Source organism: Rugamonas sp. FW305-51 (assembly GCF_058786935.1).
In genome coordinates, this window is record NZ_JBYSZG010000005.1 from 116,825 (window position 1) to 142,832 (window position 26,008).

Below are 26,008 nucleotides of genomic sequence, written 5' to 3' on the forward strand. Positions count from 1 at the left end.
TGTAAAAAGTGCTTATTCGTTCTGCAATGCTGCCTGCCGGCCGGCCATTGCGGAGCAAGACAGGAGTCAGTATGGAATTGCGCATCAGCAACTTGTCCAAGACCTACGCCAATGGCGTGGTGGCCCTGGACAATATTTCGCTCACGATCCCGGCCGGGATGTTCGGCCTGCTCGGCCCCAACGGCGCCGGCAAGTCGACCCTGATGCGCACCCTGGCCACCCTGCAGGAATGCGATACCGGTTCCGTGTTCTTCGGCGAATACGATGTGCTCGACGAAAAGGATGACATCCGCCGCCTGCTGGGCTACCTGCCGCAGGACTTTGGCCTTTATCCGAAAGTGACGGCCTACGAGCTGCTCGACCATTTCGCCGTGCTCAAGGGCCTGTCGAACCGGGCCCGGCGGCGTGAAGTGGTGGAAGGACTGTTGCAGCAAACCAATCTGTACGACGTGCGCCACCAGCGCCTGGGCGGCTTTTCCGGCGGCATGCGGCAGCGCTTCGGCATCGCCCAGGCCCTGCTGGGCGACCCGCGCCTGATCATCGTGGACGAGCCGACGGCCGGCCTGGACCCGCAGGAACGGGTGCGTTTCCATAACCTGCTGTCGGACATCGGCGACGACCGCACGGTGCTGCTGTCGACCCACATCGTGAGCGACGTGGCCGATTTGTGCGCCAACATGGCCATCATCAACCACGGCCACGTGCTGCTGTGCGGCCAAACCCAGCAGCTGATCGAGGACGTCAGCGACAAGATCTGGGCCCGCTTCATCGACAAGCGCGACCTGCCCGCCTTCCAGCAGCGCCACCCCGTCATTTCCTCGCGCCTGCTGTCGGGCCGCACCCTGATCCACGTCTACAGCGAAGACGATCCGGGCGACGGTTTCGAGGAAGCCATCGGCGACCTGGAGGACGTGTATTTCGCCACCATCGCCGGCCGCCACCGCGCCGCCCTGCCCTGTGCGTAAGGGGCGCCCATGCTAGCCATTGCCCTGTTCGAGGCGCGCCAGCGGCTCAAGCTGCTCTCCACCTGGGTCTATTTCGGCATGTTCCTGCTGCTGGCCATGCTGTGGATGGCGGCCGCCGGCGGCGTGTTCAAGGCCGCCGTCGTCTCGTTCGGCAGCGTGGCCATCAACGCGCCGCGTTCGGTGATGATCACCGTCAGCTACCTCGGTTCGCTGGGCGTGATCGTGATGGCGGCCATGATGGGGCGCTCGGTGCAGCAGGATTTCGAATACGACATGCAGCACTTCTTCTTCAGCGCCCCGATCGGCAAGCACCAGTACATGTTCGGCCGCTTCCTGGGCGCCTTCCTCAGCCTGGCCATGATCTTCACCAGCCTGCCGCTGGGGGCCTGGCTGGGCAGCTATCTGCCCGGCATCGACGCCGAACGGCTGGGCCATCCGGCGCTATCGGCCTACCTGATGCCCTATGTCAGCATTACCCTGCCCGACATCTTCATCTTCGGCGCCGTGTTCTTCATCCTGGCCGCGCTCACGCGGCGCATGCTGCCCGTCTACGTGAGCAGCGTCGTCATGCTGATCGGCTACATCGTCGCGCCCGACCTGGCGCGCGACCTCGATTACAAGACCCTGGCCGCCCTGATCGACCCGTTCGGCACCACGGCCATCATCCGGCTGACGGAATACTGGCCCATCGCCGAACGCAACACGCGCATGGTGTGGCTGGAAGGCGTGTTCCTGCTGAACCGCGCCATCTGGTGCGCGTTCGGCCTGGCCGCGCTGCTGCTCGGCTACTGGCGCTTCCATTTCATCGCCAGCGTGGACAGCGGGGCCGACCGGCGCGCCGAACGCGACGCCGCCCCGCCTGCCCCAGCCACTTCCGGCACGCTGCAGGAACAGCCCGATTTCGCCGCCCGCAGCCTGGGCCTGCTGCTGGCGCGCATGAGCTGGCTGAACCTGCGCGAGACGACCAAGAACATCTACTTCCTCGTCATCGTGCTGGCCGGCGTGCTGATGATGTACGCCAGCGCGCTCGACCTCGGTGCCATGTATGGCACCAACACCTACCCCGTCACCTACATGGTGCTGGAAGCCGTGTCGGGCACGTTCTCGCTGTTCATGCTCATCATCACCACTTTCTACGCCGGCGAGCTGGTGTGGCGCGAACGGGAAGCGCGCATGGCCCAGATGCTGGACGCCCTGCCCATTCCCAGCTGGCTGCCGCTGATGTCCAAGCTGATCGCCCTGGTGGGCCTGCAGGCCTTGCTGATGGTGGTGGTGATGCTGTGCGGCATGTCGATCCAGATCTTCAAGGGCTATTTCCTGCTCGAGCCTGGCCTCTATCTGTACCAGCTGTTCCTGGTCCAGCTGCCCGGCTACGCGCTGGTGGCCGTGCTGGCCATTGCGCTGCAAGTGCTGGTCAACCAGAAATACCTGGGCTACTTCGCCATGATCGTGTACTACCTGGCGACCATCACGCTCAGCTCCATCGGCCTGGACCATCCCATGCTGCTGTACGGCGTCACGCCCAGCATCACCTACTCGGCCCTCAACGGCTACGGCCATGGCCTGGCGCGCGAACGGTGGTTCGAACTGTACTGGGGCGGCGCGGCCGCCGTGCTGGTGGTGCTGTCGCTGCTGTTCTGGGCCCGCGGCACCAACGGCGAATGGCGCCAGCGCCTGCAGCTGGCCCGCCACGGCCTGACAGTGCCCGTGCTGCGCACGCTGGCGGCCGGCCTGCTGGTGTTCGGCGGCGCCGGCGGCGTGCTGTTCTACAACCTGCACATCGCCAACGACTACCACTCGACCTGGGGCAAGGAAGAAATGCGGGCCCGCTACGAGCGGCAATACAAGAAGTTCGCCGCCCTGCCCCAGCCCCGCATCACGGACGTCACGCTGAACGTGGACATCGTGCCGGAACAGCGCCGGCTGCAGGTCAAGGGCCGTTATGTGCTGCGCAACCGTGGCCAACAGGCGATCTCGACCGTGCTGGTGCAGCAGGACATCATGGCCGCCGTGCACGTCATGCGCTTCAGCCAGCCGACGCGGCCCGGCCTGCGCGAGGCGCAACTGGGCTTCTACAGCTACCAGCTGGCCACGCCGCTGGCGCCGGGGGCCCAACTGGCGCTGGAGTTCGAGCTGGAGTTCATCCCCAAGGGTATCTTCGGCCTGGGGCAAGAGACCCCGGTGGCGGCCAACGGCACCTTCTTCAACAACGACGTGCTGCCCCACATCGGCTACCAGGAACGGGGCGAGCTGAACGACGCGCGCGACCGCCGCCGCCACGATTTGCCGACGCGCGAACGCATGCTGCCCCGTGACGATGCGCGCGGACTGGCCAACAATGGCGTCAGCAACGACGCCGACTGGATCAGCTTCGACGCCACCGTCAGCACCAGCGCCGACCAGACGGCCATCGCCCCGGGCACGCTGGAGCGGGACTGGCGCGCCAACGGCCGCCACTACTTCCACTACAAGATGGATCAGCCCATGCTGAACTTCTACGCCTTCCAGTCGGCCCGCTACCAGGTGCGGCGCGACTGGTGGCAAGACGTCGGCATCGAGCTGTACTACCACCCCGGCCACGAATTCAACCTGGACCGCATCGACCGCGGCCTCAAGGACGGGCTGGACTATTGCACCCGCAACTTCGGTCCCTACCAGCACAAGGTGCTGCGCGTGGTGGAATTCCCCCGCTACGCCGCGTTTGCCCAATCGTTCCCGAACACGATACCGTTCTCGGAAAGCGTGGGCTTCATCGCCAAGGTGGACGACAAGAACCCCAAGGATATCGACTACCCGTTCTACATCAGCGCCCATGAAGTGGCGCACCAGTGGTGGGGCCACCAGCTGGTGGGCGGCAATGCGCGCGGGGCGACCGCGCTGAGCGAGACGCTGGCCGAGTACTCGGCCCTGATGGTGATGCAACAGCGCTTTGGGGCCGGCAAGATGCGGCGCTTCCTGCGCTACGACCTCGATAAATACCTGCTGGGCCGTGCACTCGAACGCAAGAAGGAATTGCCGCTGGCCGACAACGAGGACCAGGACTACATCCATTACAGCAAGGGCAGCCTGGCCATGTATCTGCTGCAGGACCGGGTGGGCGAGGCGCGGGTCAACGCCGCCCTGCGCACGCTGCTGGCCGAGTACGGCAGGCGCAGCGGCCCCTACCCGGGCGTCACGGTGCTGGTCGATGCGCTGCGCCGCATCACGCCGCCGGAGCACGCCTATCTGATCGACGACCTGTTTGAACACATCGTGCTGTACGAGAACCATGCCGTGTCGGCCACGGCCCGCAAACTGCCCGACGGCCGCTACGCAGTGCAACTGGCCGTGAGCGCGGCCAAGGTCCGGGCCGACGAACAGGGTGCCGAGCGGGACGTGCCCTTGCATGACTGGATAGACATCGGCCTCGACGACGCCAACGGCAACAGCCTGCTGCGCCAGCGCGTGCGCGTGGAACGCAAGGACAACCGCTACACGCTGCTGGTGCGGGGCCGCCCGGCGCGGGCCGGCATCGACCCCGACAACAAGCTGATCGACCGCAAACCGGACGACAACATGGTCAACGTGGAAATGGACGTGCGCTAGGGCGGCTCAGGCCGTCGCCAGCAAGGTGCCGACCAGGCCGGCATTGAACGAGGCCTGGATCACGCTGCCGGCCAGGGACGGGTTGGTCTTGAGAATATCGGCCCAGTTGGACGATGCCTGGGCCGACGGCAACCCCGCCAGCACGCCGGCGCCGTTGTAGATGCCGGCGCTGGCTGTTGTCGTCGTGTCCGTCAGCGTGCCGATCACGCCCAGCGCCAGCGCCTGTTGGGCCAGATCTGCCGTATTGCTACCGGGCACGGGAACCGTGGCCGGTTCGGCCAGGATGCCCGCCTGCTGCAGCGATTCCAGCAAGCCACTCGGGGTATAGACGGTCACCCCCGTCGAGCCGCCCAGCGACGCGACCACGGCCTGCTGCGCCGACAGGGCGATGGCAGCGTCGGGCAAGCCCAAGCCACCGTTGCTCTGGACGGGCGGCACATAGGTCTGGTAGGCCGATGTGGACGTGACGGAATTGAGCGCGATGGTCATGGTGGCACTCCTGTTCACTTCACTATAGGAGCCGCCGGTAGCGCACGCAAGTGCCGGCGGACAAGATCAAGCCCCGTGCCGCAGCGTCCCCAGTCCTGCCCCTGTTGCCCTGCCGCGGCGGCCAGGCTGGCGGCGAGATCGAGGCCTGACGGGCGGCGTGGACGCTGGTGCGCGACCATGCGCACTGTATGGACGAGATGGTGCGCATCGTGGCGCCCTGGGTGCAGGCCGGCGAGATCGTGTTCGAGGGAGCATTCGTCGACGGCTTTGCGCAGCTGCCCACCGCGCTCAACGCGCTGTTCACGGGCGAGCATCGGGGAAAGTTGCTGGTACGAATTTAATTGTGACATCCGTGCAACAGCGGTTTGCAAAACCCGCCATGGTGAACAGAACGGCGCCGTTCAGGCCCCTATAATGGCGACATCAACCGCCTGCGGCGGCCGCTCCCTGCCCGTTTCCCCCATGTCCAATTCACCCGCAGCAGACAGTAGTACGCCACTGATCGTCAACCTTGCCCCCACCGGCATGGTACCGACCCGCGCCATGACGCCGCATGTACCGCTGGCGCCGGACGAAGTGGTGCGCGACGTGACGCAATGCGCGGCGCTGGGCGCGGCCATGGTGCATCTGCACGCGCGGGCGGCGGATGGCACGCCGACCGAAGACCCGGCCGTCTATGGCCAGATGATAGGCGCCATCCGGGCCGCGGCGCCCGATCTGATCGTCATCACCTCGACCAGCGGCCGGCTGGTGCGCGAGGTGGAGAAACGGGCCGCCAGTCTTTATCTGGATGGCCCCCTGAAACCGGACATGGCCAGCCTGACGCTCGGCTCGATGAATTTCGCCACCACGGCCAGCATCAACGAACCGCAGACCATTGTCCGGCTGGCGCAGATCATGCAGGAACGCGGCATCAAGCCGGAACTGGAAGTATTTGACCTGGGCATGGTCAACATGGCGAAGATCCTGATCGACAAGGGTTTGCTGCAGCCGCCCTACTACTTCAATATCCTGCTGGGCAATCCCGGCACGGCGCAGGCGACCCTGATGCATCTGGCGGCCATCGTTGGCGACTTGCCGCCGCAATCGTACTGGTCGCTGGCCGGCCTGGGCCGCTTCCAGGCGCGCGCCACGGCGCTGGGGGTGGTCATGGGCCATGGCGTGCGCATCGGCCTGGAGGACAATCTGTGGCTCGATGCCGAGCGCACGGCACTGGCCACCAACGCCCAGTTGGTGCAGCGCATCGTGGCCCAGGCCCAGGCCATCGGCCGCCCCGTCGCCACGCCGCGGGCTGTGCGCGCCATGCTTGGCCTGGCGCAGCGGGGATGACCATGGATGCGCACAAACTGGTCATCTTCGGCACCAGCAACATCCTGTCCGACCTGTTCGACTGCGCGCTGGCATGCGGCCTGACCTTGCACAAGGTCGTGCCCCACCTGGGCGAGCAAGTGGGCGAGCGCGACCTCAGCCTGGCCGACAGGTTGCGCATGTTGAGCCGTCACTGCGTGCCGCCCCAGGTGCAGCCATTTGACGCCTTCCTGCCCGAGCCGGATGAACTGTATCTGCTGGGGCCGACCACGCCCACACGGGTCGCCATGGCCCGTGAACTGACGGCGCGCCACGGCCTGCAATTTCACACCCTGATCCACCCCACCGCCTATGTATCGCCGCTGGCCACGCTGGGACCGGGCGTATTTGTCGGCGCCAACAGCGTGATCGGGCCCGGCGCGGTGCTGGCCGAGCACGTGTTCGTCAATCGCGGCGTGACCATAGGCCACGATACGCGGATCGGCGCCTTCTCACGCATCCAGCCAGGCAGCAATCTGGGCGGGCTGTCCGACATCGGCCAAGGCGTCACCGTAGGCATCGGTGCCACCCTGCTGGAGCGGCTGGTGGTGGGCGATCACGCCTTCATCGGCGCCGGGGCGGTGGCCACGGCCGATGTGCCGCCGTCCACGCTGGTGGTCGGCATCCCGGCCCGGTTCAAGAAGGCGCTGCCGTAGTTCGACGCAGGAAATGCTCCCGTGCCGCCTCGCAGGCGGCCAGCAGGCTGGGGCCGGCCTGCGCCAAGTCCAGCGTACTGGCAAAGCGTTCCCGCATGGCCGCCCCGCTGGCCGTGCGGGCGGCCGGATCCGTCAGCCACAGTTGCAAGGTCGCGAAATAGTGGTCGCTGTCTGGCATGGCCGCCGCGCCCACCTTGTCGCCGCCGTCCGAGCTACCGAAACTCAACACAGGCAGGCCGGCCGCCATCGCTTGCGCCACACTCAGTCCGCCCCCCATGCGTGGCGGATTGACGCAGATATCGCAGCACGCCAGCACGCCCGGCAAGTTCTCCTGGTGCGGCAGGGTCCGGACTCGCCCCGCCGGCAATGCTTGCAGCGCGGACGGCGCCGGATCGTCGCAGGCGACCAGTAGCCAGACCACGTCCGGCCGTGCCTGCAGCACCTCGACCATACGCGCCGCCCATGCGCCGGCGATTTCTTCGCGCAGGCGGTACCCCACACTGACGATCACCAGCGCCGTATCGGGCAGCCCCAACCCGGCGCGCGACATGGGCGACGATTGCGGTTCGGAGCGCACCCGGTACGGGTAGTACCACTGGGCGGCGGCCGGAAAATGCGGCTGCCAGCTGGCCCCGCCGGAAGCTGTTTGCTGCGGATCGGCAACCAACCTGACATCCACCGGCGCCATCGGCGCGACCGACTGGACGGACAGCGCCAGCACAGGGCGCATGCGGTACAGCACTTCGAGCAAGGGTGAATACAGACCGACGAACAGAATCAGGTCCGGATCGAACCGGACCAATTGATCCAACAGGCTGGCCCAGCGCCGCAACAGCGACAGCCGCTCATCGGCCAGGTGGATGGTCAGGGAATGCGGCAGCATGCGCTGCCATCCTTGCGCATCGGGAGGGGCATTGATGCTTTCGCTGCCGCAGCCGAGCAAGTGAGGCATATTGGAAATCGACATTTCCTGCGCGGCAAACAATTCGACCTCCAGCCCGGCGGCCTGCAACAGGGCACTGTGCGTCAAGGCAAGCGCCGTTGGCGCATGGGTGGCCAAGCTCAGTTGCGGCGTCAATACCGCCACCTTGCCGATGCGGTCGATGGCACGCTGCGGCAGGCGCAAGGCAGTGTGGCTGGCCAGGTAATCCCCACTGCGTCGCAGCAGGGCAGGAAAGCCCGCGTCGTGCATCGCCGCAATGAAGTCCGCTTGCCCGGATTTGCGCGCAAGCACTTGGGCCCAGACCACGATCAGATGGGCGGAAATTTTGTCCGGATCGACCTGTGGCATCGCCAGCAACGCCGCCGCCGCGAGGGCCCGGAACGATTCGTCGCCGGCCACATTGGCCAGAAATGTCGCACGTAAAAATCCGATCGCCCCCTCGCCCGTGACATGCTGCAATAGAACTTGGCGAACGCGCTGACGCAGCGGCTCGCTCGCGGCAAGATACGGCTGGCACAGACGATGCCAGCGATGCGCGGCTGCCGGATCGCGTAGCAACTGTTCCACTGCATCTTCCAGCAACAGGCCGTTTTCCAACTCGCTGTTCATCGCCATTCCTCGTGGTTGCGCAGCCATCGGCCACATACACGGCAATGGACGCCCGATCCCGCCGCGCCCACACTATACCGGCAGCGACCGGGATATTCAAATGGCCGCCTCAACCGCGCCGGACCGCCCCGCCATCGACGGCGCATGAACGCCGGCACGCCGGACAGGCATATACGGAAGTCGCCGGCCACCTAAGGCCGATACCGTACCGGAGGATCCCGCTATGCCCGCCTTCTTATTTCGCCGCCCTGACGGGCACCGCCGTATCGTCGCCACCCTGGTGCTGTGGTGCGCGGCCAGCGCGGCGCAGGCCGTACCCAGCTTCGCCCGCCAGACCGGACTGGATTGCATGACTTGCCACCTGAGCTGGCCGGAGCTGACGGCCACCGGCCGCCAGTTCAAGCTGAACGGCTACACCCTGGGCGACCGCTTGCGCCTGCCGCTGGCGGGCATGGTGCAGGCATCGGCCACGTCCACCGCCAGCGTCGATCCCCGCGTGGCCGACAGCTTCCCCAAGGACCGGCAGGCAACCCTGCAGCAGGCCAGCATTTTCCTGTCCGGCAAACTGGCCGATCACGTCGGCATCTTCTCCCAATACAGTTATGACGGCGTGGAGCACCACGGCAGTATCGACAACGTCGACCTGCGCTATGCCAACCGCGTCGGCGAAGGCGAGCGTAACGTGCTGTATGGCTTCACGCTCCACAACAACCCCACCGTGCAGGACGTCTACAACACGGGACCGGCCTGGGGTTTTCCCTATGCGGGCTCGCCGGTGGCCGCCACGCCCAACGCAGCCACCGCCCTCGAAAGCCTGGGCCAGCAGGTGGCCGGCCTGGGCGCCTACGCCCTGTGGCGTAACACGGTATATGGCGAGCTGAGTTTTTATCGCACGGCCGACGGGCTGTTCTCGCCGCTGCGCCTGGGCACGGATCACGCAGAAGATGCCGCGCTGAAAGGCTATGCACCATATTGGCGGCTGGCCTTGCAGCACGATTGGGACCATGCGCGCCACTCGGCCATGGTAGGTGCCTACGGCCTGGTGCTGGACCGCTACCCGGACAGCACGGTACGCAGCGGCCCCACCGACCACTACCGCGACGTCGGCTTCGATGCCCAGTACCAGTACATCACGGACCGGCATCGCGTATCGGGCCAGCTGAATTATGTGCGCGAACGGGCGCAGATCGGCGCGGCCAGTAACGCCAGCAATGAGCTGCACAGCCTGCGCGCCAAGGCCACCTATTACTTCGACAAGAAATACGGCTTCAGCGTAGGGCGCTTTGCCACGCACGGCAGCGCCGACGACGCCCTGTACAACACGGGCGATGCGGTCAGCGGCAGCGCCACGGGCAGCCCCAACAGCGCCGGCTATCTGTGGGAGTTCGACTGCCTGCCGCGGCGCGACGTGCGCTTCATGTTGCAGTACACGCGCTACAACAGGTTCAACGGCGCCGCCGCCAATTACGACGGACTGGGCCGCAATGCGCGCGACAACAACACGCTGTATCTGATGCTGTGGCTGATGTTCTAGGCAAGAAAACGGTATAAATCAATTCGGATAGGAGGACACATCATGCAGACGGATATGCCATCCCGGCGCCGGGTGCTGCGCGGCGCGCTGACCCTGGCCGCGCTGACGGCCGCCGGCGGCCTGCTCCGGCCCCGCCCGGCGCAGGCCGGCAATGGCGCCAAATCGGACTTCCAGTACCAGGACCATCCGCAGGACGGCAGGCGCTGCGCCCAGTGCGCCGCCTTCCAGCCGGCGGCGGACGGCGGGCCGGGCAGCTGCCGCCTGATCAGCGGCCCCATCAGTCCGAACGGCTGGTGCATCGCCTACTCGCGCCGCTGAGCATTGCAGGCATGTTCAACAATGGGGCGAAAATGGGGGACGTCCCCATTTCCCGAAAAACCGTGTTACGTCCCGGGTTTTCACACAGCGGAAAAAACGAAAAAGGGGTACGTCCCCATTTTCCGAAACCAAAACCGGGTTACGTCCCGGGTTTTCACGCGGCGAAAAAAAACCGGGACGCTGGGGTCCCGGTTCTGCTTTACTCCGCTGCCGCTGCCGCTTTCTTGGCGGCGGGCTTCTTGGCCGGCGCCTTGGCGGCCGTGGCCCGCTTGGCGGGCGCCTTGGCCTTGGTGGCGGCCGCTTTCTTGGCCGGGGCCTTGGCGGCCTTGGCTGGCGCTGCCGCGCCTTCCGCGTCCGCCGCACCGTCGTCCGCTACCGCGGCAGCCTTGGGCTTGGCGCCCGGCTTGGCCTTGCGCTCTTCGAACTCGAAGCTGATCTTGCCATCCTTGCCCTTGACCAGGAAGGCCTTGAACGGACGCCGCGTGCGCTGCGAGATGAAGCCCGGCAGCAGATCCGTCTTGCCGTCGTTGAGCAACTTGGCCATCTGCTCAGGCAGGATTTCCTGCTGCAGAATGATGCGCCCGCTGCGGAAGTCGCACGTCTTGGGCTTGGCCACGCTGTGCTCGCACACATAGGCCAGGCCCATTTCGTACACGCCGGCCGCGCATTTCGGGCAGGGTCCCAGCGCCGTCTGGCCCGTGAAATCGACACCTTCGCCATCTTCGCCCGCTTCGTCGTTCTGGCCGAAATCGAACTCGAGCTTGAAGTTGCTGATGTCCTCGTCACGCACGATGCGCAGGATGGCGGCGAACGGCCGGCCCATCTTGGAACGGAAGCCTTGCAGCGGGCCGATGGTGCGGTTCTTCAGCAACTCTTCCACTTCCTCGATCTCGAACTGGCGGCTGCCCGGCGTCTTGCTCATCGAGAACTCGCACTTGGTGCAAGCGAAGCGGCGGTAGTTTTCCTTGACCACGCCGCCGCAGTTCGGGCACGGCGTGTGCAGGGTGTGGTAGTCGCCGGGGATGGTGTCGTTGTCGTATTCCTTGGCGCGCTTGACGATGATCTGGGTCATCTGGGCGATTTCACGCATGAACTCATCACGCGAAATCTTGCCCTTTTCCATTTGCGACAGCTTGTATTCCCACTCGCCCGTCAGCTCCGGCGCCGTCAGTTCGTTCACGCCCAGGCCGCGCAGCAAGGTCATCAGCTGGAACGCCTTGGCGGTGGGGATCAGTTCCCGTCCTTCGCGGATCAGATAGCGTTCCGTCAGCAAACCTTCGATGGTAGCGGCGCGCGTGGCTGGCGTGCCCAGGCCCTTGCCGGCCATGGCGTCGCGCAGTTCGTCGTCCTCCACCAGCTTGCCGGCCCCTTCCATGGCCGACAGCAGCGTCGCTTCCGTGTAGCGGGCCGGCGGCTTGGTGACCAGGCCGTTGGCGTTGACGGCGTCCGTATGCACTTTCTCGCCCTTGGCCACCGGCACCAGGTTGCCGCCCGTGTTGTCGGCCTTGTCTTCGTCGGACGAGGCTTCCTTGCCGTAGATGGCGAGCCAGCCCGGATTGGTCATGACCTTGCCTTCAGTCTTGAACTGGTGGCCGGACACTTCCGTGTAGCGGGTGGTGACCTGGAACTCGGCCGGCGGGAAGAACACGGCCATGAAGCGGCGCGTGACAAGGTCGTACAGCTTCTGTTCCGGCTCCGACAGGTTCTTGGGCGCGATCGTGGTGGGGATGATGGCGAAGTGGTCCGAGATCTTGGTGTTGTCGAAGATGCGCTTGTTCGGCTTGACCCAGCCCTTGTCCAGGATCTGCTTGGCGAACTGGTGGTAGTTCGGGTTGTCCTTCACCGTTTCCAGCGCCTGCATGACGGTCGGCATGTAGTCTTCCGGCAGGTGGCGCGAATCGGTACGGGGGTAGGTCAGCACCTTGTGCTTTTCGTACAGGGCCTGGGCCAGGCCCAGCGTGTTCTTGGCCGAGAAGCCGAAGCGCGAGTTCGCTTCGCGCTGCAAGCTGGTCAGGTCGAACAGGCCCGGCGCCATCGAGGTGGTGGGCTTGGCCTCTTCCGTCACATTGCCCTGCTTGCCCACGCAGGCCATGGCGATGGTGTCGGCCGCGGCCTTGCTCCACAGGCGCTCGGCCTTCTTCTCGGGGTCGGCGTCGTCCTTCTTGAACTTGGTGTCGAGCCAGCGGCCCTCATACACGCCGGCCGCGCACACGAACTCGGCCCGCACTTCCCAGAAGTCGCGCGGCACGAATTTCTTGATCTTCTCTTCCCGTTCGACGACGATGGACAGGGTCGGGGTCTGCACCCGGCCCACGGTGGTCAGGTAGAAGCCGCCTTCCTTCGAGTTGAAGGCCGTCATGGCGCGGGTGCCGTTGATGCCGATCAGCCAGTCCGCTTCCGAGCGGCAGCGGGCCGCGTCGGCCAGCGGCAGCATTTCCTCGTCGCTGCGCAAATGGGTGAAGCCGTCGCGGATGGCGCCCGGCGTCATCGACTGCAGCCACAGCCGCTTGACGGGCTGCTTGGCCTTGGCGTTCTGCGCGATCAGGCGGAAAATCAGTTCCCCTTCGCGCCCCGCGTCGCATGCGTTGATGAGGGTGGTGACATCTTTGCGCTTGATCAACTTGTTGAGCACCTTGAGCCGCGCTTCCGTCTTGGCGATCGGGTTCAGCGCGAAGTACGGCGGGATCATGGGCAGGTGGGCGAAGCTCCACTTGCCGCGCTTGACGTCGTGTTCTTCCGGTACGGCAATTTCCAGCAAATGGCCGACGGCGGAGGACAGCACGTAATCGTCGGACTCAAAGTACTCATCGTGCTTGGTAAAGCCGCCCAGCGTCTTCGCGATGTCGTTCGCGACAGATGGCTTCTCGGCGATGATGAGGGTTTTGCTCATATTTTGTTGTCTCGTAGTTACTCTGGGGTGGGTACAGCATGCGCATCATACAGGGCAATGCGGGGGCGATGCGTCAAAGACTGCATTTTTGCAGGCCCGGACAGCGGCAACTTGCCAAAGCGCCAATAATAAGCGGGTTGCGGCGCAAAGGGCAAGCGCGCTGCGCAGTATCGCGCGCCGCGGCCCGGATGGTGTTGTGTGAGCCAGGCGACGGGAGAGGCGGCGCAACCGCCAGTTGGCCTAGTGCAGCAGGCGCGGCGCCTGGTCTTCGTCGGAGCCGAACAGGTCGTCGAACATCAGCGCGTCCGGCTCCTTGCCCTGGCTCCACAGCAGCATCAGCACGATGACTTTGAGCTTGGCCAGCGACACGGGCACTTCGTCCAGCGCCAGGGCCCGCTCCACGACGATCTCGCGCTGCAGCGGCGTGAGCACCTTGGCCGATTCCAGGAACTGGATGAAACCGATGGCCGCCGTGCCCAGCACGTCCTGCTCTTCGTCCACGTAGAAACGGGTGCCGGTGGAGGCGGCCGTCAGCGATTGCTCCACGCCGGCCATGGCCGTCAGGTCCGTCAGCCACACGAGCGCCTCGGAAATCTCGACGTCGTCGAAACCGACGGCCGACAGTTTCCTGGCCAATGCTTCCGGTTCCGGGCAGGCATCGGGACGGTAATAAGTCTCGTAGAGATAAACAAGGATGTCGAACATGGCTCTACTCTATCAGTTAAGGCAGATCGGGCACAAGTGCCGCACGGCCACTGCAAGTCACCGGCGGTCACACCGTTGAAACATACCACCGGGCAAGCGCTCGACCAGCCCGGCCAGTTCCAGCGCCAGCAATTGGCCCTGCACAGCCGCCAGCGCCAGGCCGCGCCGCTGCGCCAGCAGGGCCGGCGTGGCCGGGTCTTCGCCCAGCGCCGCCAGCAGCGGATCGACGAAACCGTCGTCGGGCGCGGCCAGCGCCGTGCCGGGCGGACGCCCCGCCAGCGCGGCCAGGATGTCGTCGGCCGACTCGACCAGCATGGCACCCTCTTTAATTAGTGTGTGGCAGCCCTTGGACAGCGTGGCGTGGATGGAACCGGGGACGGCATACACGTCGCGCCCCTGGTCGGCGGCCAGCCGGGCCGTGATCAGGGAGCCGGACCCGGCCGCCGCCTCCACCACCAGCACGCCGCGCGCCAGGCCGCTGATGATGCGGTTGCGCTTGGGGAAGTTGGACGATTGGGGCACGGTGCCCAGCGGATACTCGCTGACCAGGCAGCCGTGCTGGGCGATGCGCAGGGCCAGCGCCTCGTTGCGCTGGGGATAGATGATGTCGATGCCCGTGCCCAGCACGGCCACCGTGCCGCCCTCGCCCCGCAGTCCGCCCTCGTGGGCCGCCGCGTCGATGCCCAGCGCCAGGCCCGACACGATGACCAGGCCCGTCGCCGACAGGGCCTGGGCCAGCCGCGCCGCGTTGCTGACGCCCTGGGCGCTGGCGTTGCGGCTGCCCACCACGGCCAGTGCGGCCCGCCCCAGCAGCTCGGCCCGGCCTTGCACGTACAACAACAGGGGCGGATCGGCCGTGTCGCGCAAGGCGGGCGGATAGGCGGGGTCGTCCAGCGCCAGCACGCGGCGCCCCGGTTCCGGCAGCCAGCGCTCGATGGCGGCCAGCTGGATGGCGACGGCCTCGGCCGTCTCGCCCGTGGTGGCGGCGGCCAGGGCGCGCGCCTGGGATGGCTTGACCAAGGAGGCCAGGCGAGCCTGGCCGGCGGCGAAGATGGCCGACGGGGAGTGCAGCTGGCGCAGCAAGTGATGGGCCGTCAGCAGGCCCACGCCCGGTGTCAGGGCCAGGCGCAGCCAGTCCGCCAGGGGCGCGGGGGCCGCTGGCGGGGGTGCTGCCGGTGGGGTATCCGTGGCTTGCACGGCGCGGCTTACTCCGGTGACTGGGCTACGTCGCCCACTTCCACCGGCGCCGTGACCTGCATGATCAAGCCATACGAGATGTGCTTGAACACGCGGAAGATAAACAAGCTGCCCACGTCCTCGTCCGGCAGCTTGACCTGCGGATCGCCCATGCCGTGCCAGCCCTTGCTGGCGCCCGGATCACTGACGGTCCTGCCGGTATGGTACAGCTGCAGCACGGAGCCGATATCGAGTCCGTCAAGCTTACCGCGATTAACGCTAACCACCTGGTTCTGGCCGGCATGGGTCACGCCGCCGTAGATGGCCGCCACCCTGGCCTCCACCCTGCGCTCGGGAGGATGGGGCACATAGTTGCGCATCGGGGTAGGCGGCGCCTGCATCAGCTGGTCGCCCACGCCCATCTCCTCCTTGGCCGTGGCCACGGTGAAGGTGTGCACGCCATTGCTTTCCTTGGCCGGTGTGCGCAGCTTGAGCGTGCCCAGGTAGAACGCCTCGTAACCGATCACGGCCTTGGTGACGGGGTCTTTCAGCGCATTGCCCGGACGGAAGACCTGGAACGAGGTGCCGTCCCGCAGGTCGCCCCGCACATAGGCCTTGTCGTCCTTGCCGAGGAAAACGTGGCCTTCCTGGGCGGCGATGATGCGGGGCGCACTGTTAAGTTCATCGTTCTCGATGATCAGGGGCTGGGTCAGGAACGGCTCGATCACGCCGGACGGGATGGACGGCACGGCATCCTTGCCCAAGCCTTCCGTGCGCAGCTGGGGCGACAGGCGCAGCGTGCCGGCGGTCGTGCCGTCGCCGGCCTCGATCCGGTTGCCCAGCCGCAGGCGGCCGGCGGCGCGGTCGAACCAGATGATCTGGCCCGGATAGATCCAGTGCGGATTGCGGATCTGATCCCGGTTCATGTCCCACACCTGCGGCCAGCACCACGGCTTTTCCAGGAAACGGCCGGAAATGTCCCACAGCGTATCGCCCTTGACCACCAGATGCTGGTCCGGCGCATCGGGCCGGAAGGTGCAGGTCATGGCCTGTGCCGGGATGGCGGCGGCCGCCGAAAAAACGGCGGCGGCGAACAGGCGGGTGCCGACTGTGCTAAAATTTTTCATTAATTATGTCCGTTAAGTGCAGCCCGGCGGTAGGCCGGGAGCCGGCGGTGGCGGCAGCGGCCGGCCCGCCACAGCGCAAGAACAGCAGCAAAACGCTACCCTTACGATGACCGGGGGAACGAGAAGGCTGGCCTCAGGCTTGCCATACTGAATCAAATTCTGCCCACAAAACCCTGAACTAGCAAGCGAAACCGCGCTGTCGCACCGGGCGCGGCTGTTGCATTTTTGACGGGGCCGGACAGCCGATCGCAATACCAGATACGAAGCCTGTTGTTAAGGCGTTCACACAGTTATTAAATCGCTCAGCTCAAGCAGCTCAGCTCAACCTACTCAGTTCAACCACGTTTACCAGCATGTCCATACTCAATATCCTGCGTTACCCCGACCCGCGCCTGCACAAGGTCGCCAAGCCCGTCACCGTGTTCGACGCCCGCCTCGAAAAGCTGGTGGCCGACATGGCCGAAACCATGTACGACGCGCCCGGCATCGGCCTGGCCGCATCCCAGGTGGACGTGCATGAACAGCTGATCCTGGTCGACATTTCCGAGACCAAGGATGCGCTGGTCGCTTACATCAACCCGGAAATCGTCTGGGCCAGCGACGAGATGCAGGTCTACGACGAAGGCTGCCTGTCCGTGCCCGGCATTTACGACGGCGTGGAACGCCACTCGCGCGTCAAGGTGCGCGCGCTCGACGTCAAGGGCCAGCCGTTCGAAACGGAAGCGGAAGGCTTGCTGGCCGTGTGCCTGCAGCACGAGATGGATCACCTGAAAGGCAAGGTGTTCGTCGAATACCTGTCGCCGCTCAAGCGCAACCGCATCAAGGCCAAGCTGCAGAAGGAAGAACGGGGCATGGAACGCGAAGCGATGCTGCGCGCCCAGGGCCGCCGCTACTGATCCACACCTGCCGCGCGGCGGCCGGCGCCGCGCCCCGCATCACCAAGGAATAATAAAAATGAAAGTGATCTTTGCCGGCACGCCGGAATTTGCCGCCGTGGCCCTGCAGTCGCTGCACGAGGCTGGCTTTGAGATCCCGCTGGTGCTGACCCAGCCCGACCGTCCGGCCGGGCGCGGCATGCATTTGCAACCGTCGGCCGTCAAGCAGTACGCGCTGGCGCACGGCATGGAAGTGCTGCAGCCGCTCTCCCTGCGCATGGACGCCAAGGACCCGCAGCGCGCCGCCGAGGCGCAAGCGGCGCACGCGCGCCTGCTGGCCACCGACTACGACGTGATGGTGGTGGCGGCCTACGGCCTGATCCTGCCGCGCGCCACGCTGGACATCAAGCCCTGCCTGAACATCCACGGTTCGCTGCTGCCGCGCTGGCGCGGCGCCGCCCCCATCCACCGCGCCATCGAGGCGGGCGATGCGGAAACGGGCATCACCATCATGCAGATGGAAGAAGGCCTGGACACGGGTCCCATGCTGCTGGTCGAACACGTGGCCATCGGCGAACAGGACACGACGGGCATGGTGCATGACAAGCTGGCCGCGCTGGGCGGCAAGATGATCGTGCAAGCCCTGCGCAAGATGGAACAGGGCAAGCTGGAAGCGGTGCCACAGCCGGAAGCGGGCGTATGCTACGCGGCCAAGATCAGCAAGGAAGAAGCGGCGCTCGATTTCAATCTGAGCGCGCAGGAAATCAGCCGCAAGATCCGCGCCTTCAATCCCTTCCCCGGCGCTTCCGCGCCCGTCAACGGCGTCAACGTCAAGCTGTGGGCGGCCGAGGTGCTGGAGGCCGACAGCAACGCGCCGGCCGGCCACATCGTCGCGGCCGACAGCCAGCATGGCATCGTCGTCGCTTGCGGGCGCGGCACGCTGCGGCTGACGGAACTGCAAAAACCGGGCGGCAAACGCATGCCGGCCGCGGAGTTCATCAAGGCCTTCCCGCTCGAAGGCCAGCGCTTCGCGTGAGCGCGCGCGCCCTCTTCCACCGGCACGGCGGCTAGCGCGGCATGGACCAGCTGGCCGCGATGCGGGCCTTGCGCCGCGTGGTGGAACTGGGCAGCTTTACGGCTGCCGGCGAGGCGCTGGGCGTGTCGCACACCATCGTCTCGCGCCAGGTGCGCCAGCTGGAAACGCAGCTGGGCGCCCAACTGCTCAACCGCACCACGCGCCGCTTCGCGCTGACGGCTGCCGGCCAGGAATACTACGAAGCGAGCCGCCACATCCTCGATGCGCTCGACGATGCCGACCGCGCCGTGGGCCAGCACCAGGCCCGGCCCGCCGGACGGCTGCGCATCAACGCGCCGATGGCTTTCGGCACCCAGGAACTGGCGCACTGGCTGCCGCAGTTCCTGGCCCGCTATCCCGAGCTGCAGGTGGACCTGGTGTGCAACGACCGCATCGTCGACCTGATCGAAGACGGCTTCGACGTGGCGCTGCGGCTCACGCGCGAACTGCCCGACTCCACCCTGATCGCCAAACGGCTGGCCAGCAGCCAGGTGATGCTGGTGGCCACGCCCGACTATCTGCGACGGCACGGCACGCCGCGCACGCCGCACGATCTGCTGGAGCATAACTGCCTGACCTACAGCCAGTTGGCGCGGCCGTACGACTGGCGCTTCACGGCGCCCGACGGCGGCGACGTCATGGTCACGGTGCGGGGCAGTCTGCAGGCCAACAATGGCGTGGCGCTGCGCACGGTGGCACTGGCCGGGACGGGCATCGCCACCACGGCTTCGTTCATCGTGCATGAGGACTTGCGGTGCGGCGAGCTGGTGCGGGTACTGCCCGACTATGCGATCCGGCCGCGCGAGCTGTACGTGCTGTATCCGCACAACCGCCACCTGTCGCCCAAGGTCAGGGTGTTTGTGGAGTTTGCTGCCGAACTGTACCAGTCGCGTGATTGGGATTAACCGGCATTCTTCTGCGCGTCCATGTAATCACGCAGCAATTGATTGATGCGCTGCTGGTAATCGGCACCTTGCCGCTCGAACCATTCGTAGACGTCCGCATCGACCTGCACAGTGTTCTTTTGCACCAGCGGCCCCCGCATCCTCGCGTGTTTGGCAAAATCCTCGCCAACCTCCGGGATATCGCTCAGGTCGATCTCGTCATCGGCGAGCCCGATCCAATTCTTCTTGCTAGTAGCCTCGTTCATATTGCTTTTCCTCGTGGCGTGTCGCCTTCCTTGCTGAAATGATTCGCGTGACGTGGTCGCTTCTTTGGACAAAGACCACGGTCGCCAGAACCGTTCCGACAAACCCGATTGCAATGTAGCGATCCTCACCGTACAGTCCGCCATCATCGAAGCAGGTCAGCGTGGGCTGTTCGAATATTTTCGCCGCCTCCTCAAAGCTGATTCCATGCTTTTGAACATTGATCCGGTTCTTAAGTTCATCCCATTCGAAACGCATCGCATCACACCGTAGTATAGGACGCGCAACGGCGCGCGCCCGGACCAGTGTGCGCGCCATGGGGCCATCAGCACTTACGGCAAATCAGCCGCCGCTTCAGACTGTGATGGGCAACACCCGGCGTCTTGTGAGCTATGTTCTTGGTGGCCCCGGGGCGGAATCGAACCACCGACACAAGGATTTTCAATACTCGTGTCGGCGCGCTAGCGTTCACGCTGCCAATGCTTGGCCGTTGTCGCCGTCTGCGTTACGCGGTTCGATCTCATCGATGATTTTTTTCATTGCCAGGCTGGCGGCCACTTTCAAATCATATGCTTGTTGCAGGTTGAGCCATGACTGCGGATCGCCATCGAAGTAGCGCGCCAGCCGCAGCGCGGTATCTGCGGTTACGCCACGTTTTTCGTTGACGATGTCATTGACACGGGACGGTGTCACATGAAGCGCCTTCGACAGCGCATGTGGCGTCATCCCTAATTGGGCAAGAAACTCCTCCCGCAAGATTTCGCCGGGATGGATGGGCCGCGTTTCATTCTTCATCATCTCCCGCCTTGATCAGTTAGTGATAATTAATGATTTCCACGTCTTGCGGCCCATTTGCTGTCCAGATAGAGCAGATTCTGCATTGTTAGCGGCCATCAAAGAGCCGCTGCAATAATTGGCTCTGCGTCATACCCTGATGTTGCGCTACGTCTGACAAGATTGCGGCCAAGGTTCCCACCTTGAGCGGATCGTGCAACGGCACAGTCAGATGATGGCCGCCATTCGTCTTGCACAGCAGACGGATGTGGCTACCGGTCTGACGCACTTCCACATACCCGAGTTTGCCCAAGCCTTTCAGTAACTGTGCGGCGGACAAACCGCGCGGCAGTTTCATGCTGCAATGACTTCTTCGCGCACAAATTGCAGGCGGATACGTTGGGGCCCCTGCCCCTGCTCGAAATGGCAACGTACGGCGTCCCGTATCTGGCTATGCAGTGAGGTAAGGTCATCCGCTTCGGTAAAGATGGAGTGACCAATTGCACGTGCGATATAGCCGCCGTCAGTCGCTTCCTCGATCAGAAAGGTAATTTCGTTCATTTTTCCGTCCCGCTCACAGGTATTCCCTATCGGCTTCCTATACTACGCCAGTCATGTGGCGCATGCCCATTCCTGCACCGAGGAAGTCACGCCTGCGCCATGCCGGCGCGCACCTGGAGCAGTGTGCGCGCCGTGGGGCCATCGATACTTGCGGCAGGTCAGCTGCCGCTTCAGGCCGTGACAGGCAGCTCCAGGATGGCGTTGGTGGTGAGCACCTGAGCGAAATTGTCGGACAGGGCCGTCAGCGTCACGTTGTGCAGGTCGCGGGCGCTGGTCACGCCGCCGTTCCAGCCGTCGATGTCGCGCGAGGCGCAGGCGTCGGCCGCCACCAGCACGCTGTAGCTTTGCGCGCCGAACTGGCGGGCGTCCCGGGTGGCCGTGGAGACGCACATATGCGTCATCAGTCCGCCGATGATCAGGGTGCGGATGCCGCGCGCCTGCAGCTGCGCGTGCAGGTCGGTGCCGGCGAAGCTGCTGACCCGGTCCTTGCGCACCACCACGTGCTGCGCCCGCACGGCCAGTTCCGGGTGGATCTCGGCCATCACGCTGCCCTCCGCAAAAACGGGCGCGGCGGGGCCGTTCACATGCTGGATGTGGAACACGGGCATGCCGTGGGCGTCGGCCAGGGCGGCCAGGCGGTTGGCGTTGCGCAAGGCCGGCAGGCCGTCGGGAATGGGCACCCGCCCGCTGTAATACTCGTTCTGGAAGTCGATCAGCAGGATAGCGGTGCTTGAGGAATCAAGCTTCTGGGCGGGCTGGGCGCCGGCGATGCTGCGCAGGGTGGCGGACATGGTGTGCTCCTTGAAAAGTGGTCAGTGCAGCCATCTTATTTGCGCCATAAGAGTTTCACCAGCCGCCAAACATCACATTATTTGTGCAAATTCCGCACAAATCATGACGTTGTTGCTGCGACGCAGCGGCGGCCTGAAGCTTCCCCCGCGATGCCGTATAATTTTAGACCGCCGTCGACCACCGCTAATTGGCCACGCGGCGCCATCCCGCCCAAAGAAAGTATCAAATGAACAATACCGCGTCCCATCCCGCCATGTCCAAGACCGATGCCCAGCTGCGCGAGATCCTGTCGCGCAGGATCATGATCCTCGACGGCGCGATGGGCACCATCATCCAGCAGTACAAGCTGGACGAGGTGGCCTACCGCGGCGGCCCCAACGGCCGCTTCATCGACTTCGCCGCGCCGGCGGGCAGCGGCGCCCGTGAACTGTTCGTCAAAGGCAATAACGAACTGCTGACGCTGACCCAGCCGCACGTGATCCAGGAGATCCACGAGCGCTACCTGGCCGCCGGCGCCGACCTGATCGAAACCAACACCTTCGGCGCCACCACCATCGCCCAGGACGACTACCACATGGCGCACCTGGCGCGCGAAATGAACGTGGCCGCCGCCAAGCTGGCGCGCGCCGCGTGCGACAAGTACAGCAGCGCCGACAAGCCCCGCTTCGTGGCCGGCGCGCTGGGCCCCACGCCCAAGACGGCTTCCATTTCACCCGACGTCAACGACCCGGCGGCCCGCAACGTCACCTTCGACCAGCTGGTGACGGCCTACCACGAACAGGTGGAAGGCCTGGTCGAAGGCGGGGTCGACGTGCTGCTGGTGGAAACCATCTTCGATACGCTCAACTGCAAGGCCGCGCTGTTCGCCATCGACCTGTACTTCACCGAACATCCTGACCTGCCGCGCCTGCCGCTGATGATCTCAGGCACCGTGACGGACGCCTCCGGCCGCATCCTGTCGGGCCAGACCGTGCCCGCGTTCTGGAACTCGGTGCGCCACGCCAAGCCGCTCACCATCGGCCTCAATTGCGCGCTGGGCGCGGCCCTGATGCGCCCCTATGCCGAAGAGCTGTCGCAGATCGCCGACACCTTCGTCTGCATCTACCCCAACGCCGGCCTGCCCAACCCGATGAGCGACACGGGCTTCGACGAGCTGCCGGCCGACACTTCGGCCCTGCTGCGCGAATTCGCCGACGCCGGCTTCATCAACGTGGCCGGCGGCTGCTGCGGCACCACGCCCGACCACATCCAGGCCATCGCCGCCATGCTGGCCAGCACGGCGCCGCGCACCGTGCCCACCGTGCCGGTGGCGCAGCGCCTGTCCGGCCTGGAGCCGTTCACCATCGACGAGTCCTCGCTGTTCGTCAACGTGGGCGAGCGCACCAACGTCACCGGCTCCAAGGCCTTCGCCCGCATGATCCTCAACGAGCAGTACGACGAGGCCCTGTCCGTGGCGCGCCAGCAGGTGGAAAACGGCGCCCAGGTGATCGACATCAACATGGACGAGGCCATGCTCGACTCGCAGGCCGCCATGACGCGCTTCCTGAACCTGATCGCGTCGGAACCGGACATCTCGCGCGTGCCCATCATGATCGACTCGTCCAAGTGGTCCGTGATCGAGGCCGGCCTCAAGTGCGTGCAGGGCAAGTCCATCGTCAATTCCATCTCGATGAAGGAAGGCGAGGAAGAGTTCCTGCGCCAGGCCCGCCTGTGCCTGCGCTACGGCGCGGCCGTGATCGTGATGGCCTTCGACGAGCAAGGCCAGGCCGACACTTTCGAGCGCAAGATCGAGATCTGCGCCCGCGCCTACAAGGTGCTGACGGAACAGGTGGGCTTCCCGCCGGAAGACATCATCTTCGACCCCAACATCTTCGCCATCGCCACCGGCATCGAGGAGCACAACAACTACGCGGTGGACTTCATCAACGCCACGCGCTGGATCAAGGACAACCTGCCGCACGCGAAGATCTCGGGCGGCGTGTCCAACGTCTCGTTCAGCTTCCGCGGCAACGACCCGGCGCGCGAGGCCATCCACACCGTGTTCCTGTACCACGCCATCAAGGCCGGCATGACCATGGGTATCGTCAACGCCGGCATGGTGGGTGTGTACGACGACCTGCCGGCCGAGCTGCGCGAGCGGGTGGAAGACGTGGTGCTGAACCGCCGCGACGACGCCACCGAACGCATGATCGAAATCGCCGGCACGCTCAAGGCGGGCGGCAAGCAGGAAGCGCAGAACCTGGAATGGCGCAACGCCCCGGTGGAAAAGCGCCTGGCGCACGCGCTGGTGCACGGCATCACGCAGTGGATCACGGACGACACGGAAGAGATGCGCCAGCAGGTGCTGGCGTCCGGCGGGCGCCCCATCCACGTGATCGAAGGCCCGCTGATGGACGGCATGAACATCGTCGGCGACCTGTTCGGCCAGGGCAAGATGTTCCTGCCGCAGGTGGTCAAGTCGGCCCGCGTGATGAAGCAGGCCGTGGCCCACCTGATCCCCTACATCGAGGAAGAAAAGCTGGCCGAGGAAAAGCGTACCGGCATCGTGGCCAAACCGAAGGGCAAGATCGTGATGGCCACCGTCAAGGGCGACGTGCATGACATCGGCAAGAACATCGTGTCCGTGGTCCTGCAGTGCAATAACTTCGAAGTGGTGAACATGGGCGTGATGGTGCCCTGCTCCGAGATCCTGGCCCGCGCCAAGCTGGAAAACGCCGACATCATCGGCCTGTCCGGCCTGATCACGCCGTCGCTGGAAGAGATGGCCCACGTGGCCAAGGAACTGCAGCGCGACGAACACTTCCGCATGCTGAAGATTCCGCTCCTGATCGGCGGCGCCACCACCAGCCGCGCCCACACGGCCGTCAAGATCGCCCATAACTACGAGGGCCCCGTGGTCTACGTGCCGGACGCGTCGCGCTCGGTGTCGGTGGCGCAGTCGCTGCTGACGCCGGAGAGCCGCGACCAGTACATCGCCGACATCGCGCAGGACTACGAGCGCATCCGCGACCAGCACGCCAACAAGAAGGCGCTGCCCATGGTGACGCTGGCCCAGGCCCGTGCCAACAAGGCGGTGCTGCCGTTCGCGCCCGTCAAGCCCAAGTTCATCGGCCGCCGCGTGTTCAAGAACGTGGACCTGGCCACCATCGCCCAGTACATCGACTGGGGTCCGTTCTTCCAGACCTGGGACCTGGCCGGTCCCTTCCCCGCCATCCTGCAGGACGAGGTGGTGGGCGAGGCGGCCAGCAAGGTGTACGAGGAAGGCCAGGCCCTGCTCAAGAAACTGATCGACGGCCGCTGGCTGACGGCCAACGGCGTGGTGGCCCTGCTGCCGGCCAACAGCGTCAACGACGACGACATCGAGGTCTACACGGACGACAGCCGCAGCAACGTGGCCTTCACCTACTACGGCCTGCGCCAGCAGGGCGTGCGGCCGGTGGTGGACGGCGTGCAGCGCCCCAACCAGTGCCTGGCCGATTTCATCGCGCCCAAAGGTTCGGGCCAGCAGGACTACATCGGCATGTTCGCCGTCACGGCCGGCCTGGGGATCGAAAAATACGAGAAGCGCTTCGAGGATGCGCACGACGATTACTCGTCCATCATGCTCAAGTCGCTGGCCGACCGCCTGGCCGAAGCGTTCGCCGAGTACCTGCACGAGCGCGTGCGCAAGGACCTGTGGGGCTATGCGCCGGCCGAGACGCTGAGCAACGACGACATGATCGCCGAGAAGTATGCGGGCATCCGTCCCGCGCCCGGCTATCCGGCCTGCCCGGAACATACGGTCAAGGCCGACATGTTCAAGGTGCTGCAGGCCGAGGAGATCGGCATGGAACTGACGGAGTCGTTCGCCATGTATCCGGGCGCGGCCGTGTCAGGCTTCTATTTCGCCCATCCGCAATCGAAGTACTTCGTGGTCGGCAAGATCGGCCAGGACCAGCTGGACGACATGGCGGCCCGCCGCCACGTCAGCAAGCAGGAACTGGAACGCTGGCTGGCGCCGAATTTGTCGTAACGGCAGGCCGCGCCGGCGCCGGCGCGTGCTGCGCCAGCAGCCGCGAATCGGGCGGCAGGCTGGCCTGCAGCAGCTTGAGCGCTTCGGCCGTCAGCGCCACGAAGGCGTTCTGCTGCTCGGCCAGCTGGCGCGTCATCCACTGCCGCCCCTGCTCCGTCTCCTGCGGCCATACCATGCCGTCCGGGAAGGCGGACGGCAGCGCGTCCAGCGCCGCCGGCGGCACCCGCTTGCTGCGCGGGATGGTAAGGGGCATGAAGCAGTAACCGGGAAGTGCATGTATCCCATTGCAACGGCATACACCAAGGAAACTTTGCCACATGGAAACTTTACCTCTAAGCTACTAACGTGGCAAGCGTGCGCCATGGGCTGGAAAGAACTGGGTACCATGCACCATCATGAGCCCCCGGCCTGCGCGCCGCGGCGGATA

At 65.3% G+C, this 26,008-nt stretch carries 24 protein-coding genes; 11 read left to right on the forward strand and 13 right to left on the reverse strand.

Annotated features, from left to right (window positions below; translation table 11 throughout):
* Positions 1-71: 71 nt before the first annotated feature.
* Together AC3WOS_RS05680 and AC3WOS_RS05685 are read left to right on the forward strand one after the other, a co-directional pair.
* On the forward strand, positions 72-965 hold the full coding sequence (locus tag AC3WOS_RS05680; protein ID WP_492714878.1) for an ABC transporter ATP-binding protein: 894 nt from the start codon (positions 72-74) through the stop codon (positions 963-965).
* Between the two features lie 9 nt (positions 966-974).
* Positions 975-4,550, forward strand: a complete 3,576-nt coding sequence (locus AC3WOS_RS05685) for an ABC transporter permease/M1 family aminopeptidase (RefSeq protein ID WP_492714879.1) — start codon at positions 975-977, stop codon at positions 4,548-4,550.
* A 6-nt stretch (positions 4,551-4,556) separates the two neighbouring features.
* Here AC3WOS_RS05685 and AC3WOS_RS05690 read toward each other — a convergent pair whose 3' ends face one another.
* Positions 4,557-5,039 (reverse strand): hypothetical protein, encoded by a 483-nt coding sequence (locus AC3WOS_RS05690; RefSeq protein WP_492714880.1) that lies wholly within the window; start codon positions 5,037-5,039, stop codon positions 4,557-4,559.
* Between the two features lie 188 nt (positions 5,040-5,227).
* On the opposite strand from AC3WOS_RS05690, the gene AC3WOS_RS05695 reads away from it, so the two are divergent.
* The 3 genes from AC3WOS_RS05695 to AC3WOS_RS05705 all read left to right on the forward strand — a co-directional run bounded on the left by AC3WOS_RS05695 (position 5,228) and on the right by AC3WOS_RS05705 (position 7,042).
* The gene (locus AC3WOS_RS05695) at positions 5,228-5,380 is read left to right on the forward strand and encodes a hypothetical protein (protein WP_492714881.1); all 153 of its coding nucleotides are present in this window, start codon (positions 5,228-5,230) and stop codon (positions 5,378-5,380) included.
* 73 nt (positions 5,381-5,453) lie between these two features.
* A complete protein-coding gene (locus tag AC3WOS_RS05700) occupies positions 5,454-6,368 on the forward strand; it encodes a beta-keto acid cleavage family enzyme (protein ID WP_492714882.1) in 915 nt (304 codons plus the stop codon).
* A 2-nt stretch (positions 6,369-6,370) separates the two neighbouring features.
* Positions 6,371-7,042: an acetyltransferase gene (locus AC3WOS_RS05705; RefSeq protein WP_492714883.1), complete on the forward strand. Its 672-nt coding sequence runs from the start codon at positions 6,371-6,373 to the stop codon at positions 7,040-7,042.
* Here AC3WOS_RS05705 and AC3WOS_RS05710 read toward each other — a convergent pair.
* Positions 7,023-8,594, reverse strand: a complete 1,572-nt coding sequence (locus tag AC3WOS_RS05710) for a glycosyltransferase (protein WP_492714884.1) — start codon at positions 8,592-8,594, stop codon at positions 7,023-7,025. The genes AC3WOS_RS05705 and AC3WOS_RS05710 overlap by 20 nt on opposite strands.
* 223 nt (positions 8,595-8,817) lie before the next feature.
* On the opposite strand from AC3WOS_RS05710, the gene AC3WOS_RS05715 reads away from it, so the two are divergent.
* Both AC3WOS_RS05715 and AC3WOS_RS05720 read left to right on the forward strand, forming a co-directional pair.
* Positions 8,818-10,128: a cytochrome C gene (locus tag AC3WOS_RS05715; protein ID WP_492714885.1), complete on the forward strand. Its 1,311-nt coding sequence runs from the start codon at positions 8,818-8,820 to the stop codon at positions 10,126-10,128.
* Positions 10,129-10,170: 42 nt separating this feature from the next.
* The gene (locus tag AC3WOS_RS05720; protein ID WP_492714887.1) at positions 10,171-10,446 is read left to right on the forward strand and encodes a high-potential iron-sulfur protein; all 276 of its coding nucleotides are present in this window, start codon (positions 10,171-10,173) and stop codon (positions 10,444-10,446) included.
* A 199-nt stretch (positions 10,447-10,645) separates the two neighbouring features.
* Here AC3WOS_RS05720 and AC3WOS_RS05725 read toward each other — a convergent pair whose 3' ends face one another.
* From AC3WOS_RS05725 to AC3WOS_RS05740, 4 genes are all read right to left on the reverse strand, one after another.
* The gene (locus AC3WOS_RS05725; protein WP_492714888.1) at positions 10,646-13,336 is read right to left on the reverse strand and encodes a DNA topoisomerase III; all 2,691 of its coding nucleotides are present in this window, start codon (positions 13,334-13,336) and stop codon (positions 10,646-10,648) included.
* Between the two features lie 240 nt (positions 13,337-13,576).
* Positions 13,577-14,041 (reverse strand): Smg family protein, encoded by a 465-nt coding sequence (locus AC3WOS_RS05730; protein WP_492714889.1) that lies wholly within the window; start codon positions 14,039-14,041, stop codon positions 13,577-13,579.
* A gap of 57 nt (positions 14,042-14,098) precedes the next feature.
* The gene (gene dprA / locus AC3WOS_RS05735) at positions 14,099-15,238 is read right to left on the reverse strand and encodes a DNA-processing protein DprA (RefSeq protein WP_492714890.1); all 1,140 of its coding nucleotides are present in this window, start codon (positions 15,236-15,238) and stop codon (positions 14,099-14,101) included.
* Between the two features lie 8 nt (positions 15,239-15,246).
* On the reverse strand, positions 15,247-16,344 hold the full coding sequence (locus AC3WOS_RS05740) for a LysM peptidoglycan-binding domain-containing protein (RefSeq protein ID WP_492714891.1): 1,098 nt from the start codon (positions 16,342-16,344) through the stop codon (positions 15,247-15,249).
* Between the two features lie 353 nt (positions 16,345-16,697).
* Between AC3WOS_RS05740 and def the strand changes: the two genes are divergently transcribed.
* From def to AC3WOS_RS05755, 3 genes are read left to right on the forward strand one after another with little or no spacing between them, the layout of a single operon-like run.
* The gene (gene def / locus AC3WOS_RS05745) at positions 16,698-17,240 is read left to right on the forward strand and encodes a peptide deformylase (protein ID WP_492714892.1); all 543 of its coding nucleotides are present in this window, start codon (positions 16,698-16,700) and stop codon (positions 17,238-17,240) included.
* A gap of 58 nt (positions 17,241-17,298) precedes the next feature.
* Entirely contained in the window at positions 17,299-18,255 is a 957-nt protein-coding gene (gene fmt, locus AC3WOS_RS05750; RefSeq protein WP_492714893.1) for a methionyl-tRNA formyltransferase, read from the forward strand.
* A gap of 41 nt (positions 18,256-18,296) precedes the next feature.
* Complete coding sequence (locus AC3WOS_RS05755; RefSeq protein ID WP_492714894.1) at positions 18,297-19,199, forward strand: LysR family transcriptional regulator; 903 nt, start codon at positions 18,297-18,299, stop codon at positions 19,197-19,199.
* Here the strand turns inward: AC3WOS_RS05755 and AC3WOS_RS05760 are convergent.
* The 6 genes from AC3WOS_RS05760 to AC3WOS_RS05785 all read right to left on the reverse strand — a co-directional run bounded on the left by AC3WOS_RS05760 (position 19,196) and on the right by AC3WOS_RS05785 (position 21,568).
* A complete protein-coding gene (locus tag AC3WOS_RS05760; RefSeq protein WP_492714896.1) occupies positions 19,196-19,444 on the reverse strand; it encodes a BrnA antitoxin family protein in 249 nt (82 codons plus the stop codon). The two genes, AC3WOS_RS05755 and AC3WOS_RS05760, sit on opposite strands and share 4 nt — an antisense overlap.
* Positions 19,428-19,760: a BrnT family toxin gene (locus AC3WOS_RS05765; protein WP_492714898.1), complete on the reverse strand. Its 333-nt coding sequence runs from the start codon at positions 19,758-19,760 to the stop codon at positions 19,428-19,430. The genes AC3WOS_RS05760 and AC3WOS_RS05765 overlap by 17 nt, the downstream gene beginning before the upstream one ends.
* Positions 19,761-19,910: 150 nt before the next feature.
* A complete protein-coding gene (locus AC3WOS_RS05770) occupies positions 19,911-20,240 on the reverse strand; it encodes a HigA family addiction module antitoxin (RefSeq protein WP_492714899.1) in 330 nt (109 codons plus the stop codon).
* Positions 20,241-20,325: 85 nt separating this feature from the next.
* Positions 20,326-20,574, reverse strand: a complete 249-nt coding sequence (locus AC3WOS_RS05775) for a type II toxin-antitoxin system HicA family toxin (protein WP_492714900.1) — start codon at positions 20,572-20,574, stop codon at positions 20,326-20,328.
* Complete coding sequence (locus AC3WOS_RS05780) at positions 20,571-20,777, reverse strand: hypothetical protein (RefSeq protein ID WP_492714901.1); 207 nt, start codon at positions 20,775-20,777, stop codon at positions 20,571-20,573. Before AC3WOS_RS05780 ends, AC3WOS_RS05775 begins: the two co-directional genes overlap by 4 nt.
* 170 nt (positions 20,778-20,947) lie before the next feature.
* Positions 20,948-21,568: a cysteine hydrolase family protein gene (locus AC3WOS_RS05785; RefSeq protein ID WP_492714902.1), complete on the reverse strand. Its 621-nt coding sequence runs from the start codon at positions 21,566-21,568 to the stop codon at positions 20,948-20,950.
* 227 nt (positions 21,569-21,795) lie between these two features.
* Here AC3WOS_RS05785 and metH point away from each other — a divergent pair, with 227 nt between their 5' ends.
* Positions 21,796-25,581: a methionine synthase gene (gene metH, locus AC3WOS_RS05790; protein ID WP_492714904.1), complete on the forward strand. Its 3,786-nt coding sequence runs from the start codon at positions 21,796-21,798 to the stop codon at positions 25,579-25,581.
* Here the strand turns inward: metH and AC3WOS_RS05795 are convergent.
* The gene (locus AC3WOS_RS05795; protein ID WP_492714905.1) at positions 25,535-25,834 is read right to left on the reverse strand and encodes a hypothetical protein; all 300 of its coding nucleotides are present in this window, start codon (positions 25,832-25,834) and stop codon (positions 25,535-25,537) included. The two genes, metH and AC3WOS_RS05795, sit on opposite strands and share 47 nt — an antisense overlap.
* Positions 25,835-26,008: the final 174 nt, after the last annotated feature.